Source organism: Neptuniibacter sp. QD48_55, from assembly GCF_047778115.1.
Lineage (GTDB): Bacteria > Pseudomonadota > Gammaproteobacteria > Pseudomonadales > Balneatricaceae > Neptuniibacter.
Map to the genome: position 1 here is coordinate 3,434,356 of NZ_CP180555.1, position 19,827 is coordinate 3,454,182.

13 protein-coding genes, 2 tRNA genes and 2 rRNA genes are annotated in these 19,827 nt (G+C 46.7%); 4 read left to right on the plus strand and 13 right to left on the minus strand.

Annotated features, from left to right (window positions below; translation table 11 throughout):
- Positions 1–42: 42 nt before the first annotated feature.
- From ACMXYW_RS16205 to ACMXYW_RS16260, 12 genes are all read right to left on the minus strand, one after another.
- Positions 43–2,928: ribosomal RNA gene (locus ACMXYW_RS16205) — 23S ribosomal RNA — on the minus strand.
- 216 nt (positions 2,929–3,144) lie between these two features.
- Positions 3,145–3,220, minus strand: a tRNA-Ala gene (locus ACMXYW_RS16210).
- Between the two features lie 23 nt (positions 3,221–3,243).
- Positions 3,244–3,320, minus strand: a tRNA-Ile gene (locus ACMXYW_RS16215).
- A gap of 68 nt (positions 3,321–3,388) precedes the next feature.
- Positions 3,389–4,928 (minus strand): 16S ribosomal RNA (locus ACMXYW_RS16220).
- The 16S and 23S rRNA genes sit together here with 2 tRNA genes alongside, the layout of an rRNA operon.
- A 618-nt stretch (positions 4,929–5,546) precedes the next feature.
- On the minus strand, positions 5,547–6,350 hold the full coding sequence (gene tatC / locus ACMXYW_RS16225; protein WP_415904704.1) for a twin-arginine translocase subunit TatC: 804 nt from the start codon (positions 6,348–6,350) through the stop codon (positions 5,547–5,549).
- Positions 6,347–6,718: a Sec-independent protein translocase protein TatB gene (tatB, locus tag ACMXYW_RS16230; RefSeq protein ID WP_415904705.1), complete on the minus strand. Its 372-nt coding sequence runs from the start codon at positions 6,716–6,718 to the stop codon at positions 6,347–6,349. Before tatB ends, tatC begins: the two co-directional genes overlap by 4 nt.
- Before the next feature lie 12 nt (positions 6,719–6,730).
- A complete protein-coding gene (gene tatA, locus ACMXYW_RS16235) occupies positions 6,731–6,985 on the minus strand; it encodes a Sec-independent protein translocase subunit TatA (protein ID WP_415882862.1) in 255 nt (84 codons plus the stop codon).
- A 102-nt stretch (positions 6,986–7,087) separates the two neighbouring features.
- Complete coding sequence (locus tag ACMXYW_RS16240; protein ID WP_415882863.1) at positions 7,088–7,420, minus strand: phosphoribosyl-ATP diphosphatase; 333 nt, start codon at positions 7,418–7,420, stop codon at positions 7,088–7,090.
- 87 nt (positions 7,421–7,507) lie between these two features.
- Positions 7,508–9,142, minus strand: a complete 1,635-nt coding sequence (gene ubiB, locus ACMXYW_RS16245; protein WP_415904706.1) for a ubiquinone biosynthesis regulatory protein kinase UbiB — start codon at positions 9,140–9,142, stop codon at positions 7,508–7,510.
- Between the two features lie 45 nt (positions 9,143–9,187).
- Entirely contained in the window at positions 9,188–10,777 is a 1,590-nt protein-coding gene (locus ACMXYW_RS16250; RefSeq protein WP_415904707.1) for a GGDEF domain-containing protein, read from the minus strand.
- A 136-nt stretch (positions 10,778–10,913) separates the two neighbouring features.
- Entirely contained in the window at positions 10,914–11,537 is a 624-nt protein-coding gene (locus ACMXYW_RS16255; RefSeq protein WP_415904708.1) for a thiol:disulfide interchange protein DsbA/DsbL, read from the minus strand.
- A 114-nt stretch (positions 11,538–11,651) separates the two neighbouring features.
- The gene (locus tag ACMXYW_RS16260) at positions 11,652–12,257 is read right to left on the minus strand and encodes a c-type cytochrome (protein WP_415882867.1); all 606 of its coding nucleotides are present in this window, start codon (positions 12,255–12,257) and stop codon (positions 11,652–11,654) included.
- A 214-nt stretch (positions 12,258–12,471) separates the two neighbouring features.
- Here ACMXYW_RS16260 and yihA point away from each other — a divergent pair, with 214 nt between their 5' ends.
- Positions 12,472–13,122, plus strand: coding sequence for a ribosome biogenesis GTP-binding protein YihA/YsxC (yihA, locus tag ACMXYW_RS16265; RefSeq protein ID WP_415889656.1), 651 nt, complete (start codon positions 12,472–12,474; stop codon positions 13,120–13,122).
- A 185-nt stretch (positions 13,123–13,307) separates the two neighbouring features.
- Here the strand turns inward: yihA and polA are convergent, their stop codons facing one another.
- A complete protein-coding gene (polA, locus tag ACMXYW_RS16270) occupies positions 13,308–16,073 on the minus strand; it encodes a DNA polymerase I (RefSeq protein WP_415904709.1) in 2,766 nt (921 codons plus the stop codon).
- 93 nt (positions 16,074–16,166) lie between these two features.
- Between polA and ACMXYW_RS16275 the strand changes: the two genes are divergently transcribed.
- From ACMXYW_RS16275 to uvrD, 3 genes are all read left to right on the plus strand, one after another.
- Entirely contained in the window at positions 16,167–16,445 is a 279-nt protein-coding gene (locus ACMXYW_RS16275) for a DUF2782 domain-containing protein (RefSeq protein WP_415899538.1), read from the plus strand.
- A gap of 46 nt (positions 16,446–16,491) precedes the next feature.
- Positions 16,492–17,451, plus strand: coding sequence for a homoserine kinase (locus ACMXYW_RS16280; protein WP_415904710.1), 960 nt, complete (start codon positions 16,492–16,494; stop codon positions 17,449–17,451).
- A gap of 114 nt (positions 17,452–17,565) precedes the next feature.
- Positions 17,566–19,779: a DNA helicase II gene (uvrD, locus tag ACMXYW_RS16285; protein WP_415904711.1), complete on the plus strand. Its 2,214-nt coding sequence runs from the start codon at positions 17,566–17,568 to the stop codon at positions 19,777–19,779.
- Positions 19,780–19,827: the final 48 nt, after the last annotated feature.

Genomic DNA, 19,827 nt, shown 5'->3' on the forward strand with positions numbered 1-19,827 from the left:
TACGTATCTTACAAGTCACTTGCCAAACGCCTTGGGCGTTATATGGTCAAGCCTCACGGGCAATTAGTATTGGTTAGCTCAACGCCTCACAGCGCTTCCACACCCAACCTATCAACGTCGTAGTCTTCAACGGCCCTTTAGGGGAATCAAGTTCCCAGTGAGATCTCATCTTGAAGGAGGCTTCCCGCTTAGATGCTTTCAGCGGTTATCCCGTCCGAACGTAGCTACCCGGCAATGCAATTGGCATCACAACCGGTACACCAGAGGTTCGTTCACTCCGGTCCTCTCGTACTAGGAGCAACTCTTCTCAAATCTCAAACGCCCACGGCAGATAGGGACCGAACTGTCTCACGACGTTCTAAACCCAGCTCGCGTACCACTTTAAATGGCGAACAGCCATACCCTTGGGACCGGCTTCAGCCCCAGGATGTGATGAGCCGACATCGAGGTGCCAAACACCGCCGTCGATGTGAACTCTTGGGCGGTATCAGCCTGTTATCCCCGGAGTACCTTTTATCCGTTGAGCGATGGCCCTTCCATACAGAACCACCGGATCACTAGAACCTACTTTCGTACCTGCTCGACGTGTCTGTCTCGCAGTCAAGCACCCTTCTACTCTTGCGCTCATTGCATGATTTCCGACCATGCTGAGGGTACCTTCGTGCTCCTCCGTTACTCTTTGGGAGGAGACCGCCCCAGTCAAACTACCCACCACACAATGTCCCCGATCCCGCTTAGGGAACTGGGTTAGAACCTCAACATTACCAGGCTGGTATTTCAAAGGTGGCTCCACCCTATCTGGCGACAGGGTTTCAAAGCCTCCCAGCTATTCTACACAAGTAATGTCAAAGTCCACTGTGAAGCTGTAGTAAAGGTTCACGGGGTCTTTCCGTCTAGCCGCGGGTAAACTGCATCTTAACAGCTATTTCAATTTCACTGAGTCTCGGGTGGAGACAGTGTGGCCATCGTTACGCCATTCGTGCAGGTCGGAACTTACCCGACAAGGAATTTCGCTACCTTAGGACCGTTATAGTTACGGCCGCCGTTTACCGGGGCTTCGATCAAGAGCTTCGCACAAGTGCTAACCCCATCAATTAACCTTCCGGCACCGGGCAGGCGTCACACCCTATACGTCCTCTTTCGAGTTTGCAGAGTGCTATGTTTTTAATAAACAGTCGCAGCCACCTGGTATCTTCGACCGGCCTCAGCTTAGGGAGCAAGTCCCATCACCAAAACCGGCGCACCTTCTCCCGAAGTTACGGTGCCATTTTGCCTAGTTCCTTCACCCGAGTTTTCTCATACGCCTTAGTATTCTCTACCTGACCACCTGTGTCGGTTTAGGGTACGGTTAGTCATAACCTGAAGCTTAGAGGATTTTCCTGGAAGCATGGCATCAACTACTTCAGTCCATAAAGGACCTCGTCATCGGTTCTCGGTCTTAAGGACCCGGATTTGCCTAAGTCCTCAACCTACTACCTTAAACGCGGACAACCAACGCCGCGCTAGCCTAGCCTTCTCCGTCCCCCCATCGCAGTTATGAGCAGTACAGGAATATTAACCTGTTTCCCATCGGATACGCTCTTCAGCCTCTCCTTAGGGGCCGACTCACCCTACCTCGAATAGCGTTGGATAGGAACCCTTGGTCTTCCGGCGGGGAGGGTTTTCACCTCCCTTATCGTTACTCATGTCAGCATTCGCACTTCTGATACCTCCACGGTGCCTTACAGCTTCCGCTTCAACAGCTTACAGAACGCTCCTCTACCATGCACAAAGTGCATCCGTAGCTTCGGTGTTATGCTTAGCCCCGTTATATCTTCCGCGCGGGCCGACTCGACTAGTGAGCTATTACGCTTTCTTTAAAGGGTGGCTGCTTCTAAGCCAACCTCCTAGCTGTCTAAGCCTTCCCACATCGTTTCCCACTTAGCATAAACTTTGGGACCTTAGCTGACGGTCTGGGTTGTTTCCCTTTCCACGACGGACGTTAGCACCCGCCGTGTGTCTCCCGTGATTGAACTCATGGGTATTCGGAGTTTGCATCGGGTTGGTAAGTCGGGATGACCCCCTAGCCGAAACAGTGCTCTACCCCCCATGGTTAGACACGAGGCACTACCTAAATAGTTTTCGAGGAGAACCAGCTATCTCCGAGTTTGATTAGCCTTTCACTCCTATCCACAAGTCATCCGCTGGCTTTTCAACGACAGTCGGTTCGGTCCTCCAATGCGTGTTACCGCATCTTCAACCTGCCCATGGATAGATCACTCGGTTTCGGGTCTACTCCTAGCGACTGGACGCCCTATTAAGACTCGGTTTCCCTACGGCTCCGCAAATGCTTAACCTTGCCACTAAAAGTAAGTCGCTGACCCATTATACAAAAGGTACGCAGTCACCGTCCGAAAACGGCTCCCACTGCTTGTACGTACACGGTTTCAGGGTCTATTTCACTCCCCTCACAGGGGTTCTTTTCGCCTTTCCCTCACGGTACTGGTTCACTATCGGTCAGTCAGGAGTATTTAGCCTTGGAGGATGGTCCCCCCATATTCAGACAGCGTTTCACGTGTGCCGTCCTACTCGATTTCACTTTAAAAGACCTTTCACATACGGGGCTATCACCCACTATGGCCACACTTTCCAGAGTGTTCTGTTAAATCTAATAAAGCTTAAGGGCTGGTCCCCGTTCGCTCGCCGCTACTTAGGGAATCTCGGTTGATTTCTTTTCCTCTGGGTACTTAGATGTTTCAGTTCCCCAGGTTCGCCTCTAATAACCTATGTATTCAGTTAAAAGATACCTATAAATAGGTGGGTTTCCCCATTCGGAAATGTCCGGATCAAAGGTTGTTTACCACCTCCCCGAACCTTATCGCAGGTTACAACGTCCTTCATCGCCTCTGACTGCCAAGGCATCCACCGTGCACGCTTAGTCACTTGACCATATAACCCGAAGGCGTCTGGAATCACAGTAACTTGTATTGCTAGTAACGATAGATTTCGCCGAATTGGCGCATGCAGTAAAACTACATGTCTTAAATCTAAATCAAATGAATCAAATCCAAATTGTTAAAGAGCGTTTAAAGCAAAAAAGCTTTAAAAGATAATGTCTTAAACGACAATATGTTTTAAAACTCTTCCTTCTCATCCAAAGGATGATGGTGGAGCTATGCGGGATCGAACCGCAGACCTCCTGCGTGCAAAGCAGGCGCTCTCCCAGCTGAGCTATAGCCCCAAAGAAAACAGTAAGGCTATTATTGGTAGGCCTGAGTGGACTTGAACCACCGACCTCACCCTTATCAGGGGTGCGCTCTAACCAGCTGAGCTACAAGCCTACACCGTTGCTCTTAACTTCTCTGATCAGATAATTCGTGTGAACGCTTGCCGAGAATCGGCTTTCGTTTAAGGAGGTGATCCAGCCCCAGGTTCCCCTAGGGCTACCTTGTTACGACTTCACCCCAGTCATGAACCACACCGTGGTAACCGCCCTCCCGAAGGTTAAGCTAGCTACTTCTGGTGCAATCCACTCCCATGGTGTGACGGGCGGTGTGTACAAGGCCCGGGAACGTATTCACCGCGACATTCTGATTCGCGATTACTAGCGATTCCGACTTCATGGAGTCGAGTTGCAGACTCCAATCCGGACTACGACCGGTTTTCTGAGATTAGCTTACCCTCGCAGGTTCGCGGCCCTCTGTACCGGCCATTGTAGCACGTGTGTAGCCCAACTCGTAAGGGCCATGATGACTTGACGTCGTCCCCACCTTCCTCCGGTTTGTCACCGGCAGTCTCCTTAGAGTTCCCACCCGAAGTGCTGGCAAATAAGGACAAGGGTTGCGCTCGTTACGGGACTTAACCCAACATTTCACAACACGAGCTGACGACAGCCATGCAGCACCTGTCTCAGAGTTCCCGAAGGCACGAAACTATCTCTAGTAACTTCTCTGGATGTCAAGAGTTGGTAAGGTTCTTCGCGTTGCGTCGAATTAAACCACATGCTCCACCGCTTGTGCGGGCCCCCGTCAATTCATTTGAGTTTTAACCTTGCGGCCGTACTCCCCAGGCGGTCTACTTATCGCGTTAGCTGCGCCACTAAAAGATCAAGTCTCCCAACGGCTAGTAGACATCGTTTACGGCGTGGACTACCAGGGTATCTAATCCTGTTTGCTCCCCACGCTTTCGCACCTCAGTGTCAGTATCGGTCCAGGTAGTCGCCTTCGCCACTGGTGTTCCTTCCTATATCTACGCATTTCACCGCTACACAGGAAATTCCACTACCCTCTACCGTACTCTAGATTGGCAGTATCAGGTGCAGTTCCAAGGTTGAGCCCTGGGCTTTCACATCTGACTGACCAATCCACCTACGCGCGCTTTACGCCCAGTAATTCCGATTAACGCTCGCACCCTCCGTATTACCGCGGCTGCTGGCACGGAGTTAGCCGGTGCTTCTTCTGCAGTTAACGTCACAGCTAGCAGGTATTAACTACTAACCTTTCCTCACTGCTGAAAGTGCTTTACAACCCTAGGGCCTTCTTCACACACGCGGCATGGCTGCATCAGGCTTGCGCCCATTGTGCAATATTCCCCACTGCTGCCTCCCGTAGGAGTCTGGACCGTGTCTCAGTTCCAGTGTGGCTGATCATCCTCTCAGACCAGCTAGAGATCGTCGCCTTGGTGAGCCATTACCTCACCAACTAGCTAATCTCACGCAGGCTCATCCAATAGTGCAAGGTCCGAAGATCCCCTGCTTTCCCCCGTAGGGCGTATGCGGTATTAGACCAAATTTCTCTGGCTTATCCCCCGCTACTGGGTAGATTCCTACGCGTTACTCACCCGTCCGCCACTCGTCATCAACTAGCAAGCTAGTCATGTTACCGTTCGACTTGCATGTGTTAGGCCTGCCGCCAGCGTTCAATCTGAGCCATGATCAAACTCTTCAGTTTAAATCATTTGTGTTACCAGGAATGTGGTAACGGGCTCTAGTACTAAACAACCGGATAACATTCTTAAGAACGTTAAACCTTTGTAAATCGCTTTAAATGAATTCACTTGGTTGCTTGTCTAGAAAAAGTTTGCTTCTTCTCAACAAGCGCCCACACGAATTATCTGATCAAATTGTTAAAGAGCGTTGCTTTTTGACTCTCCGCTGACTCAGCGTTTCGTCTCAAGCGAGGCGCATATTCTACTGTGCGCTCATTCAAAGTCAACCGTTTATTTTGCAATTTTGTAAAATTTTTTACTCAGCAACCGGACTTTGAATCCTGCCCCGTAAGCAATCTAAAAAACCAATGTTTTCAATCACTTACTAAGCACCTCGCTTAGCTCAATCAGCCCCGTTTTGGCGGCCTACCTAAGCAAGGACGGCGAATTCTACAGACATCTAAAAAAGGGTCAACACCCAATCTTAAAAAAAGTGAAAAAAGACGATAAAAGTGAATAAATATTCAATTTTGTTTATTAGTTATACTGTACTGGTTATTTACTGCTCTACGAACATAAAAAAGCGGTGTTTATCTTTCAATAAACACCGTTTTTATAATTAGCTATATAGCTCTCAACTACTACTGACTATTCTCTTCTTGCTCTTCTTCTGCAGCAGCAAACTCATCAGCCAGTTCTTCATCATCAGTATTCTTTCTTACAAAGATCACACCTAAGATGATGCCCGTTTCAAATAGTAGCCACATTGGTACAGCTAACAAGCTTTGTGAAATCACATCCGGCGGCGTTAACAACATCCCTAAGACGAAACAGCCAACTATCACATATGCTCGCTTTTGTCTTAGACCAGAAACAGTTGCCGCTCCTGACCAGATTAATAACAGAGTAGCAATCGGTATTTCAAAAACAATACCAAATGCAAAGAACAGCTTTAGTACGAAATTCAGATAGCTGCTGATATCCGTCATTACCGCTACATTCTCTGGGCCAACACTGGTAAAAAAGCCAAAGATAAGTGGGAAGACCACAAAGTAGGCAAATGCGATACCGGCATAAAATAGAAAGATACTCGATATTAACAATGGTATCGCAAAGCGTTTTTCGTGCTTATATAAGCCTGGCGCGATAAAACCCCATATTTGGTGCAATACAAATGGCATCGCTAGAAAGATTGCAGCAACAAGTGTTAGCTTAAAAGGCGCAAAGAATGGAGAAGTAACATCGGTCGCGATCATGCTTGTGCCAGATGGCAACAACGCAGTTAATGGCGATGATAGATAGGTATATAGATCATTGGCAAAATAAAATAAGCCAAGAAAGAAACCTAAAATGATAAGTAAGATAAACATTAGCCTCTGGCGCAATTCAACCAGATGGCTAATTAATGGTTGTTCCTGATCGTGTTCAGGCTGCGGCTTGCTCATGCTTTTCCTGTACTGCTATTGTCATCAGCCTTGCTAGGCTCATTCGCAGATTGAGGCTTTTCTTCTGTTGCTTCAGGCGGAACAATCTTAGAGCTAACTGGAACTTCTTCTTTCAATGCATCGTTGAACGGCTGACGCATTTCATTAAGTTCTTTTTCTAACTCGTGTTTCTGAATAGCCGTCGTACGTTTTAACTCTTCTACTCTTAGCTCTTCGCTAATTTCCGTCTGTATAGATGAGACAGTACGCTTTATACGCCCCATCCACATTCCGACAGTCCTTACAGCAGTAGGCAATTTATCTGGTCCAAGAACAACCAATGCAACCACTGCAACAATGAGCAGCTCGGCAAAACCGATATCAAACATAGTTAAAGCCTGTTATTTGTCAGACTTCTGTTCAGCTTTTACGTCGTCAGCTTTTTTAGCCTCAGTAAAATCAGCGTCTTCCTGTTTGATCTGTTTGTTTTCAGCTTCTTCTTTGGCTTTTTCTTCTTCTGTCATGGCTTTTTTGAAGCCTTTAACAGCACCACCTAGATCGCTGCCGATGTTTTTGAATTTTTTAGTACCAAAAATCAGAATAATAATGGCCAAAATAATCAATAGCTGCCAAATACTGATACCACCTAAACCCATTTTTACTCTCCGCTATCACATAGCAGCTCTTTTAACTGCCATCATAGAAATCTGTTGGAATGATCCACTTTACACGTTTTGATAACGCCTTAGGATCTGTATTTATTTTTTGGTGCGAGACGCTTTTTCTTCTAGGCCGGATAGATCGAATCTACGTGCCAATTCATCTAAGACTGCCTGCGGTTCTTCACCTAGGTGCGACAATGCAACTAAGCTGTGAAACCAAAGATCGGCTGTTTCATAAATGACATCTTTATTGTCACCGCTGGTCTGTGCGTCTTTAGCAGCCAGAATTGTTTCTGTTGCTTCCTCACCGACCTTCTCTAAGATCTTATTCAAGCCCTTAGCGTGTAAGCTAGATACATATGAACTATCTGGGGCTGCTGATTTACGCTGTTCCAGAACTTCACCCAGCTGAGTTAATACGTCACTCATTTATTCACTCACTTTCAATTAAGACTAACTTACGTGCGGAAGCATACCCGATCAATATTGCTTCCACCATCCCCTCCTAAAGGAGGATCATGAACGTTTCAACAATAGTACTATGCCAACACCTGCCAAAATCCAACTACTGGCAGGTAACTCACATAGCCATTCCATCACATCTGGGTTAGCAACAGCTATTGCACCCGCAATTAGCATGAGCCCTAGATTACGTCTTCTTGAAGCTTTGCTTTCTAGTGCATCTTTCGCTTGTTGATAAGCTCTAATATCACGTTGCCGTGCGCTATCCAAATTCCGGATCTGGTTTAGGGAATCAAAAATCAGTTGCGGCATATGCGGCATTTTCTCAAGCCAATCAGGTGCTTGCTGCTTGATAGAACGATAAACACCTTTTGGTCCCATTCGTTCTTTCATCCAGTTTTCTAAAAACGGCTTACCTGTTTCCCACAAATCTAGATCAGGATATAGCTGTCGACCTAAGCCTTCGATATTCAATAGCGTCTTCTGCAGCAAAACCAACTGAGGCTGAACTTCCATATTGAAACGACGCGCCGTTTGGAACAAACCTAAAAGCACCTGCCCAAAGGAGATATCTTTTAACGGTTTTTCAAAGATCGGCTCACACACACTTCGGATAGCCGTCTCAAATGCATCGACATTGGTATCCGCCGGAACCCAACCAGAATCAACGTGCAGTTGCGCCACCATACGGTAGTCTCGCTTGAAGAAAGCAAGGAAGTTGCGTGCGAGGTAACTTTGATCCTCAGGGGTAAGTGAGCCAATGATCCCAAAATCTACCGCTATATATTGCGGTGAACTTGGATTATTACGAGAAACAAAGATATTACCCGGGTGCATATCCGCATGGAAAAAACTGTCGCGAAATACCTGTGTAAAGAAGATCTCTACACCACGTTCAGCCAGCGCTTTCATATCGGTATTCTGCTCATTCAACTGATCAACTTCAGCAACAGGAATACCGTGAATACGCTCCATTACGAGTACATTAGAACGAGTGTAATCCCAGTAAATTTCCGGGATATAAAGAATATCGCTGTTTTCAAAGTTACGTCTTAGCTGCGAGCCATTGGCGGCTTCTTTGCGAAGATCTAGCTCATCGAAGATTGTCTGCTCATATTCAGCAACGACCTCTACAGGGCGTAGGCGACGTCCCTCTTCCCAAACCACATGAACCAGACGAGCCAAGCTGAATAGCAGATCCACATCCTTACGAATGGTTTTACCAATACCTGGACGGATAACTTTCACAACCACTTCACTACCATCAAGCATGGTCGCTTTATGAACCTGAGCAACCGAAGCAGACGCCATTGGCTCCACCTCAAACTCAGCAAATAGCTCAGAGACTGGTTTTTCTAGGGCTTTTTCAATCAACCCTTGTGCTTGGGGACCAGAGAACGGTGGTACACGATCCTGCAATTTTTTTAGTTCCTCTGCCAGATCATCCGGTAAAAGATCTCGGCGGGTGGAGAGCATTTGGCCAAACTTAACAAAAACGGGGCCCAAAGCTTCTAATGCCAAGCGAACACGTACCGCTTGAGGCTGCTTTGCTGGAATAAATAAACGCCAAGGCAGTACCCAAAACAGGCATCGAACATACCAAGGAAGGGCTAAACCCAAAAATAGAGTATCCAATCGATACCGAGCAAAAACCTGAACAATCTTCAGAATTCGCGATAGACGTTTCACAGCAGGGAAACCTTGTTGCTAAAAATTAATATATAAGTTGTGACTTTACTTAGTTCTGACTAAGTTACGGCCATCTTCTTTGGCTTGATATAATGCTTCATCAGCACGGGTAAAGACATCATCAAGGGAATCACCCTCTTTGATTTCTGTTACGCCGAACGACATTGTAATCCCCACGGGCTTACCATGGAAATTAAATGGACTGCTGGCTAAAGATTCTCGCAATTTTTCCATCGCCTGCGAGGCCTCTTCTGCACCAGTAGAAGGAAGGATAATAATAAACTCTTCACCGCCATAACGACCAACAAAGTCCGTTACACGGATATTTTTAGTGATAACTTTGGCCACCAAACGCAGCACTTTATCACCCGCTAAATGACCGTAGGTGTCGTTGATTTTCTTAAAGTAATCAAGATCACCGACAACAACAGAAAATGACGTACGGTAACGCGACCAACGCTCATATTCCTGATCGATATGCTCATCGTAGGCAGCGCGGTTTGGTAAGCCTGTAAGAGGGTCTGTACGTGCACGTAAGCGCTCCTCTTCCATATGCGCTTTAACCTTACGTGTTTCCTGCTCCATCAATTCAACTTTATCGATCAGGTCTTCATAACGACCTTGCAATCGCTGTTCGCGCTCTTCCTCTTTCTTTTTGAAGCTATCCATAGCACGAACTAGACCTGAAAGTTGCAGTGAAACCGCCTTTTTCAGGTCTGTAATATCATTGGTATTCTTTACCGTGTGGTGCAATTTTTTAACGTCACGTCGAACCTGAATATCAAGATCACGCTGGTTCTGACCGATCTCTTGCTGCTCTTGGCGGCTATCAACTACAAAGGTTTGGACCTCAGTTAGGCGTGTGCTGAGTTCCAATAGGTAGTTCTCAAAATCTTCACTGGTATTGCTGGTTGATTTGATAACCAGCTGCACAACTTGATGAACGATTTCCGGTAGATGCGGTAACTCAAAGCCATCTTCGATGCGTTTCACCAACTTACGCGCATTGGGGTTTTCCTCTTTGGGCACGTACAAGCCGCTAATCAGCTCTAAAAGCTCAGCGCCAATACGTTTTAAGAGTAATTTAACTTCATCGCCCAGCGCATCTGTTGAAGCAGTCGTGTCTAGAGAGAAGTCATTGTCACTGATCTCTGCACTATCTTCTGTTCCCGTTTCGATATGGCTTTGTAGCTCAATCAGATCAGCTAGAACAGCAGGCAGCTCGTAACCTTTCTCTTCGACTTCGTTACTGCGACGCTCTAGGGAATCTAGTAGGTTTTGTGATCCGCTATTTTGCACTTGAGTGCGTAGCATACGAATCCACTTTAGAAGTGCTGCAACGGTTTGCTTGGCAGTTTTACCGCGAAGGTCTTCACGATGTTGAACTTGTTTTTCAATACGGCGACTGATTTTTTGTAAAAAGCCGAGATGCTCTGTGCACTGCTCATGAAGTAGTGGTTTCAATGCTGCGAGTTCAGCATCAAATTGTGGATTATCACCTTCTAAACCGATAGACATATAACCGGCTAACTGGCGCAACTGCTGTTCAGTATCAACACTTTTACGCTCAAACTGCTCAAATTCTAGAGTCAGCTCTCGGTATTTTTTCTTCCAGTCTACCTGTTCTTCTGCCACACCAGTTCCTCGGAGTACACAACATCAACATCAGTCAGACTTCATGTTAGTCGAACTCTGTTCTTCGCACTAGGTCTGATATCAATCAGATATAAAAAAACGCCCTCTAGAGGACGTTTTTCTTTGCATATTTTATTTACTTCGCAGCGGAGCGCTCTTTCTCAACAAGGAAATCAACGACTTCAAGCATCTTCTTATGGCCACCCGCCATACCTGCTGTAACATGATATTTACCATTCACAACCATCGCAGGCACACCTTTGATACCGTAGTTTTCTAGCTGCTTACGGCCTTGGCGGATCTTAGTTTCTACCGCAAAGGAGTTGAATAAGCTTTGGAATTTACCTGAATCAACGCCTAGGTTGCCGTAATAATCAGCAAAATCGTCTTTATCTATAAAACGACGACGCTCTACATGAATCGCGTGAAAAGTCGCTTCGTGAGTTTTATCCAGCGTTTTCATAAATTCAGACGCATAAAACGCACGCGCCATTTGTTCCCAACGAGGATTCCACGCAACTGGGGTACGAACAAATTTCACGTCTTCACTTTTGTTCTTTTCCCAATGCTTAATCAATGGCTCAAAGTTATTACAGTGAGGGCATGGGTATCCGAACATTTCGATAACTTCAATTTTGCTCTTATCCTGCATAGTGCTTGCTACAGGAACTTTGGCGTAGTGAACACCTTCTTTAAACTCTTCAGCCTGTGCCATAAACGGCAAAAGCAACGCCACTAACATCAACCCAAACTTTTTCATTATTCTTTGCTCCGAAAACAATAGGACCGGGTGGTAGACAATAAAATAAAACCTAAGTTCCTACCACGTACAAAAAAGGCAGCCTAAGCTGCCTTTATTGAATCCAAGCTGAACTTACTTGCCCAGACCTTGAATGTAGCTAGAAACCGCTTTGATTTCGTCATCGCTAAGCTTCGCCGCAATATCCTGCATCATCTGCTGTGGATCGTTGTTACGTGCACCTTTAGCAAAATCTTTTAGCTGCTTTTCAGTGTATGCAGCGTGCTGGCCGCCGATACCTGGGAAGCCTGCTTGGCTGTTACCTTCACCTGTTGGTGCGTGACAAGCTGTACAAGCAGCAACGCCTTTATCTGCGATACCTGCGCGGTAGATTTTCTGACCCTGTTCAACAAGATCTTTAGCAGCGTGGCCTACAGTACCAGTCTGCTTAGCAAAGTAAGCAGAGATATCAGCAATGTCCTGGTCGCTGTAAGAGTTTAGAAGACCAGTCATTTCTACAACTGTACGCTTACCAGATTTGATATCTTGAAGCTGTTTGATCAGATATTTTTCGTTCTGACCTGCTAGCTTAGGGAAGTTTGCGATTGCACTGTTACCGTCAGCACCGTGACAAGCAGCACACATTGCAGTCATTCCTTTACCTTTAGCAGCATCACCCGCTGCGTGAGCTACACCAGTGATACCAACGGTCACCAGCAAGCTAATCAGTAGTTTATTCATCGATGAACCCAGACTCTTGCTATTAAAATTAGACGGCCATAGGCGTAATGATGAGTCATTAAGCGTTGACCGATGTTATCCTCACTTCCCTGCAGACTAGAGCTTAGGCCTGTTCGCAGGTAAAATTGGCGCAATTATAAACCAATATCCACACAAACTGGAACGGCAATCTCTGTTCCTTTAGTAGCGATTTCTTAAAAAGCGACTTAAAAATATGTCTTCAGATCAAAAAACCGTTCACTACAACACCGCAAAATTTAATAAGAGTGCGGCAAAATTACACCAGTGTCCGGCGGATATAGGCGCAGAAGTCGCTTTCGCAGGCCGCTCAAATGCAGGTAAATCCAGTGCGATCAATACGCTGACCAATAACAACAAATTGGCACGTACATCGAAAACGCCAGGCCGTACCCAATTGATTAACTTCTTCGATCTAAATATCGAAGGCGTGCGTATTGTCGATTTGCCAGGTTATGGCTACGCCAAAGTACCTGTCGCAATGAAACAGCATTGGCAGCAGCACTTGGAAGAGTACCTACAAAAGCGCCAGTGCTTACAAGGCGTTGTGCTGGTAATGGATATTCGTCATCCAATGAAAGAGTTCGATCAGATGATGGTTGATTGGTGCCTCAGTACTGAGATGCCGCTACATGTACTGTTAACCAAATCCGACAAGCTGAAAAAAGGCCCAGCTCAGTCGACTATGTTGAAGATTCGCAAGGAACTAACTGCCGTTCTAGGCGATCTGGTGACTGTACAAACCTTCTCTGCACTGAAGAAACAAAATGTCGATCAGCTGCGACAGCGTTTGGATCTATGGCTACTGCCGGAAGATGATTTCGAAGAGGAATTTGAAGGCGAATAACAAAAGAAAGCCCTGGGAAACTTAGGAAGGGGAACTGTCAATTTCTCAGGGCTTTAACGCATGCTTGTTGTAAAGAGCCACAGCCATGGCACGATGAATGTGTAAGTGACTCTTAAGGCTATTGACTCTCTATATTTTGAAAAGTTCCCTTTTGTTCAAAAAACATTCAAAAATATTTTATGAACTTAGTGCGCCTGTTCCCAGTTCTCACCGACACCGGCTTCAACTAGCAACGGCACATCTAGATCGGCTGCTCCTGCCATCTGATCTTTCACTTCCTCAACAAAAGCATCTACCTGACCTTCACGTACTTCAAAGACCAATTCATCGTGTACCTGCATGATCATGCGGACATCAAAATCGGACTCGGCTAGCCAAGCATCTACCGCCACCATAGCGCGTTTGATGATATCTGCGGCTGTACCCTGCATTGGCGCATTGATCGCAGTACGTTCAGCAGCCTGACGGCGCATCGCGCTTTTCGCTTTAATCTCTGGCAGGTACAAACGGCGACCGAACAGAGTTTCAACGTAACCCTGCTCCTGGGCTTTAGTACGGATATCATCCATATAGTGCTGCACACCCGGATAGGTCTCGAAATAGTGTTCGATATACTGCGCCGCATCTTTACGGGCAATACCTAACTGCTTCGCTAGACCAAACGCCGACATACCGTAGATCAAACCGAAGTTGATCGCTTTAGCACTGCGGCGCTGATCATCAGAGACCTGATCGAGTTCTACTTTGAAAACTTCTGCCGCTGTCGCACGGTGAATATCGGCGCCTTTAGAGAAAGCATCCAATAAACCCTGATCTTGAGACAGGTGCGCCATAATACGCAGTTCGATCTGCGAGTAATCGGCAGCTACAACCTTGTAGCCTTCTGGAGCGATGAAGGCGTGACGAATACGACGACCTTCCTGAGTACGTACCGGAATATTCTGCAGGTTCGGATCTGTTGAAGATAGACGACCTGTCGCAGTTACCGCTTGATGGTAAGAGGTATGAATGCGCCCAGTACTTGGGCTGATCATTAGCGGAAGCTTATCCGTGTAAGTCGATTTAAGCTTGCTCAAGCTACGGTGTTCAAGAATCAACTTAGGCAGAGGATATTCTAGTGCTAACTCTTGAAGCACTTCCTCGGCAGTCGATGGTGCGCCTTTTGGCGTTTTCTTGATCACCGGGATATTCAGCTCTTCAAATAGAATCTGCTGCAACTGCTTTGGCGAAGCCAGATTAAACTCTTTACCAGCAATATCGTACGCTTCACGTTCCAGTTCTACCATACGGGCAGCCAGTTCGATACTTTGCTCACCCAACATCGAAGCATCAACCAAAGCACCGTTACGCTCGATACGTGACAGTACTGGAATCAGCGGTTTTTCGATCTCATTGAAGACTTTGCTTAGTGTTTCATCTTGGCTTAGCTGACTATCGATCGCTTGATGAAGGCGCAGGGTGATATCAGCATCTTCCGCAGCATAAGGCGCTGCTTGTTCTAGTTCGATCTGGTTGAAGGTCAGCTGTTTTTTACCTTTACCGGCGATCTCTTCGAACTTAACCGTTTTCACACCTAAATAACGATCAGCCAAGCTGTCCATATCGTGACGCGTTGCCGTGGAGTTCAGCACGTAGGACTCCAGCATAGTATCGAACGCCACACCTTTTAGATCGATATCGTAACGAGCCAACACGTTCATATCGTATTTAATATGCTGACCGATCTTTTTGTGATCTTCACTTTCTAACAGTGGTTTCAGCTTAGTCAAAAGAACATCACGGCTGATTTGCTCTGGCGCGCCCATGTAATCATGCGCAACAGGCACATAAGCAGCTTTGCCCGGCTCTACCGCAAAGGAAACACCCACCAGCTCAGCTTCCATATAGTTGAGACTGGTCGTTTCTGTATCGAAGGCAAAAAGTTCGGCTGTGGATAACTTTTCAATCCAGCCATCTAGATCGGATTCTGTAAGCACTGTTGTGTATTCAACATCTTTAGGTGCTTCTGGAGTAGATGGCTCCGATGGATCAGCAGCGATTGCAGCACCGCTCTCACCAGATTCCAGCTCACGCACCCAAGTCTTGAATTCAAATTCTTTGTATAACTCAATTAACTGATCTTTATTTGGCTCTGGCTTAACGATCTCTTCGACTTTTTCATGCAGCTCAACGTCGGTTTTAATCGTTGCCAGTAGGTAAGATAGATCCGCTTCTTCGCGGTTATCTTCTAGTTTCTTCGCCATAGTTTTCGAACCACGGAAACCAAGATCAGCAATTTTATCTAGGTTTTCGTATAGATCTTTAATACCGCCGATACCTTGCAGCAAAGCCAAAGCCGTTTTTTCACCCACGCCCGGAACGCCTGGGATGTTATCGACCTTATCGCCCATCAATGCCAAGTAATCGATGATCAGCTCTGGCGGAATACCAAACTTCTCTTTTACACCTTCAATATCCATGATGGTGTCAGTCATAGTGTTGATCAGCGTTACGTGTTGATCCACCAGCTGCGCCATATCCTTATCGCCTGTGGAGATCAGGGTATCGATCCCTTGAGCGCTGGCTTCACGCGCCATCGTACCGATGACATCATCCGCTTCTACACCCGGTTCTACGATAAGCGGCATACCCAAAGCTTTGACGATGTTGTGGATCGGCTCTACCTGACTACGTAAATCATCCGGCATCGGTGGACGCTGGGCTTTATAATCGCTGTAGATCTCATCACGGAATGTTTTACCTTTAGCATCAAAGATCACCGCAATAGGGCTTTCTGGATACTGTTTGATCAAGCTTTTCAGCATTGAAGTAACAACTCGGATCGCTCCTGTTGGGATTCCCGCAGAATTTCGCAGGTCAGCCTGTTGTGAAGCAAAAAAAGCACGGTATAAATAAGAGGAACCGTCGACTAAAATTAAAGGAGAGGAGTTGGCTTGCTGCTGTTCGCTCATCAGGAAATCCGGGTTGGTTATTCTTCAAAAACCCGATCATAGTCGATATGCTCATTTGCCAAAAGAAATCTTGCCATGAAAGAGGAAAGAATAATGAAAAAGCTACTATTAGCAGCACTACTTGCAGTGACACCTGTAGCTTATGCCGAAGTCCCACCGCTGGTTGATGAGAACGAACCACAGATCACAATCTTCCACGAAGAAGATAAAACCTATTACGAGTACCGCGTAAATGGTCAGCTTCAGGAAATTAAGGTCGTGCCTAAAAACGGTAAAGAATACTATCTGGTTCCAGCGCCAGGTGAAGGCTCATTTATTCGCCATGAAGAATCACAAATGCTGATCCCTAAATGGGTACTGTTCCGTTGGTAAATCCGCTGGAACAAACGAATTCAAATTTACGAAGTGAGTAAAGCGCTTGGCTGTATATACGCAACTTAATGACACTGACCTAACTGCATTCCTTAAAGATTATGATCTGGGAGAGTTAGTCAGTTACAAAGGTATTGATGGTGGTATCGAAAATACCAACTACTTTGTCACCCTGAAAAATGAAGGGATTGAGACGGAGTATGTACTCACTTTGTTTGAAGAGCTTAGCTACGAAGAGCTTCCCTACTTTGTCGAGCTATGCCAATGGCTATCACAGCGAGATATCGCTGTACCTTTTGCTATTCAGGATCGAAACGGAATCGGCCTAAAACAACTGAAAAAGAAACCTGCTGCGCTACAACCAAGGTTCTTTGGTGAGCATGTGGGTCAGCAAGAACTCACACCTGAGCACTGTGCTGCCATCGGTAAAGTCTTAGGTGAGTTCCACGTTGCAACAGAAAACTTCTATCTTGAACGCCAAGCACACCGAGGTGTGTTTTGGTGGCGTAGAGAGAGCGAACTCATTCGTAGTAAATTGCCTAAAAATGATCAGACTCTGCTACAGGAAGAAGTAGCGCGTTTTGATCAACTTCGCGAGCAGCCAGGTGATATCAAAGCCGGCACGATTCATGGTGATCTATTCCACGATAATGTCCTATTCCAAGGGACTGAGGTCAGTGCCGTTTTAGATCTTTATAACGCCGCAACCGCCTATCTGCTGTTTGATCTGGCGATCGTGGCTAATGATTGGTGTTGCCGTCCTGATGGCTCGATTGATAGCGAACGAGAGCAGGCATTGCTAAAAGCCTACGCAAAAGCGCGTCCTTTCACTCAGGATGAATACAAAGCTTGGCCAGTGCTGACGTGTACTGCCGCGATGCGATTCTGGCTATCTCGTTTAATCCCGTGGTTGGATGAAAACAGCGAACAGAAGCTGAAAGATCCTGAAGAGCTAAAACAGATCCTGATCTATCGCCGTAACAATCCAAGTCAGCTTCCCAAATAGCAGGCTTCTTATACTAAGGCTCCTAAGGAGTCTTAGTAAATCAACACTGCCCTCTTTTGCTAACACCCGCTATAATCAGCCACTGATTATTTATACAGTGAACAGAAAGCCGCTATGGACGTAACTCACATTATCGATTCTCTGAACGATGCCCAACGCAATGCTGTAACCGCTCCGGTACAAAACTTACTGGTTTTAGCCGGCGCAGGCTCTGGTAAAACCCGCGTATTGGTACACCGAATTGCTTGGTTGATTCAGACAGAAGGAATGTCGCCCTACTCTATTATGGCGGTTACGTTCACCAACAAAGCTGCAAAAGAGATGCGCGGCCGTATTGAGGAGCTGTTAGGCATCAATCCTCAAGGCATGTGGGTCGGTACCTTCCACGGTTTAGCCCACCGTATACTGCGTGCTCACTGGCAGGATGCTGGTTTACCTGAAAACTTCCAGATTATGGACAGCGATGATCAGCTGCGTCTGATTAAACGTTTAGCCAAAGAGATGAATCTGGATGATAAGCGCTGGCCGGCTCGCCAATTCCAGTGGTACATCAACGATAAGAAAGATAATGGCCTACGCGCTAAACATATCGAACCGCGTCATGATCTGAATGATCGCCAGATGCTGGCAGTATACGAAGCTTACGAGCAAGCCTGCGAACGTGGCGGCATGATCGACTTTGGCGAGCTTTTGCTACGTTCCCTAGAGCTGTTCCGTGATAAGAACCCAGCCCTACTAGAGCACTATCAAGAGCGTTTCCGCTACATTCTTGTGGACGAGTTCCAAGATACCAACACCATTCAGTATGGTTGGCTGCAACTACTTTGTGGCGGTCAGAAGAAATTGATGGCCGTAGGCGATGATGACCAGTCGATCTACGGCTGGCGTGGCGCGAAGATCGAAAATATCCAGAACCTACCGGTTCACTTCCCGGGTACAGAAACGATCAAGCTAGAACAAAACTACCGTTCTACAGAAACGATTCTGCGTGCAGCCAACGAAGTCATTCGCAACAACCAAGGTCGTTTAGGTAAAGAGCTGCATACTGATTCTGGTGAAGGCGAGCCGATCTCGCTCTATGCAGCCTTTAACGAGCAAGACGAAGCACGCTTTATCGTCGATCAAATCGGAAAATGGGTACAAGAGGGCAACCTCCGTAAAGAGTGCGCGATTCTGTACCGCTCTAACGCCCAGTCCCGAGTGCTTGAGGAAGCCTTGATTCGCAGTGGCGTGCCGTACCGTATTTACGGTGGCCAACGCTTCTATGAGCGCCTTGAGATCAAAAACGCGCTGTCCTATATGCGCCTGCTAAGCAACCGCGACGATGACACCTCGATGGAGCGTGTAATCAATGTACCAACACGCGGTATAGGCACACGTACCATCGAAATTATCCGTGAGCATGCTCGTAGCCAAGCGATCTCTATGTGGCGCGCATCCAACGAAATTGTGGAACTGAAAAAGCTACCAGCGCGTGCATCTAATGCCCTGCAAGCTTTCTTAGATCTGATCAATCAGATGGCACAAGATACCGAAGACACTCTGCTACACGAACAGACTGAGCACGTTATACAACACTCAGGCCTGATCGAGCACCACAAAAAAGAGAAAGGCGAAAAAGCTCAATCCCGTATAGAAAACTTGGAAGAACTGGTCACTGCAGCGAAGCAGTTTAACAGCCAATGGGATGAGTTTCTGGATGAGGAATTTAACTCCCCACTTGCGGCATTCTTAGACCAGGCAGCGCTGGATGCCGGTGATGCGCAAGCAGATGATTACCAAGACAGTGTGCAGCTAATGACCCTTCACTCTGCAAAAGGTCTGGAATTCCCTCAGGTGTTCCTAGCCGGTGTAGAAGAAGGCTTGTTTCCGCATAAGATGTCTGTGGAAGAGCCGGGCCGTTTAGAGGAAGAACGTCGCCTCTGCTATGTAGGTATCACCCGTGCGATGCAGAAGCTGTTTATCACTTACGCTGAATCCCGTCGTTTACACGGACAAGATAACTACAACCGACCATCCCGCTTTATTGGTGAAATTCCAAACGATTTGATGGAAGAGGTTCGCCTCAACGCTAGCGTTAGCCGTCCAATGACCAGCCGTCATAACGATAGCCAAGGCAGTAGCTTATTTGGTAGTAGCTCTCTTAGCAGCAGTGATGTACCAGAGACCAACCTTGCCCTGGGTCAACGTGTTATGCATAGCAAATTTGGTGATGGCACTGTACTTAACTTTGAAGGTTCAGGGCCTAAGGCACGAGTACAGGTTAATTTCGATTACGAAGGCAGTAAATGGCTGGTGGTTGGCTTTGCCAATCTAACGCCGCTATAACTTGCAATGATATCCAAGCCTTGAAGAAGGCGAATTCCCCAAAGTCAC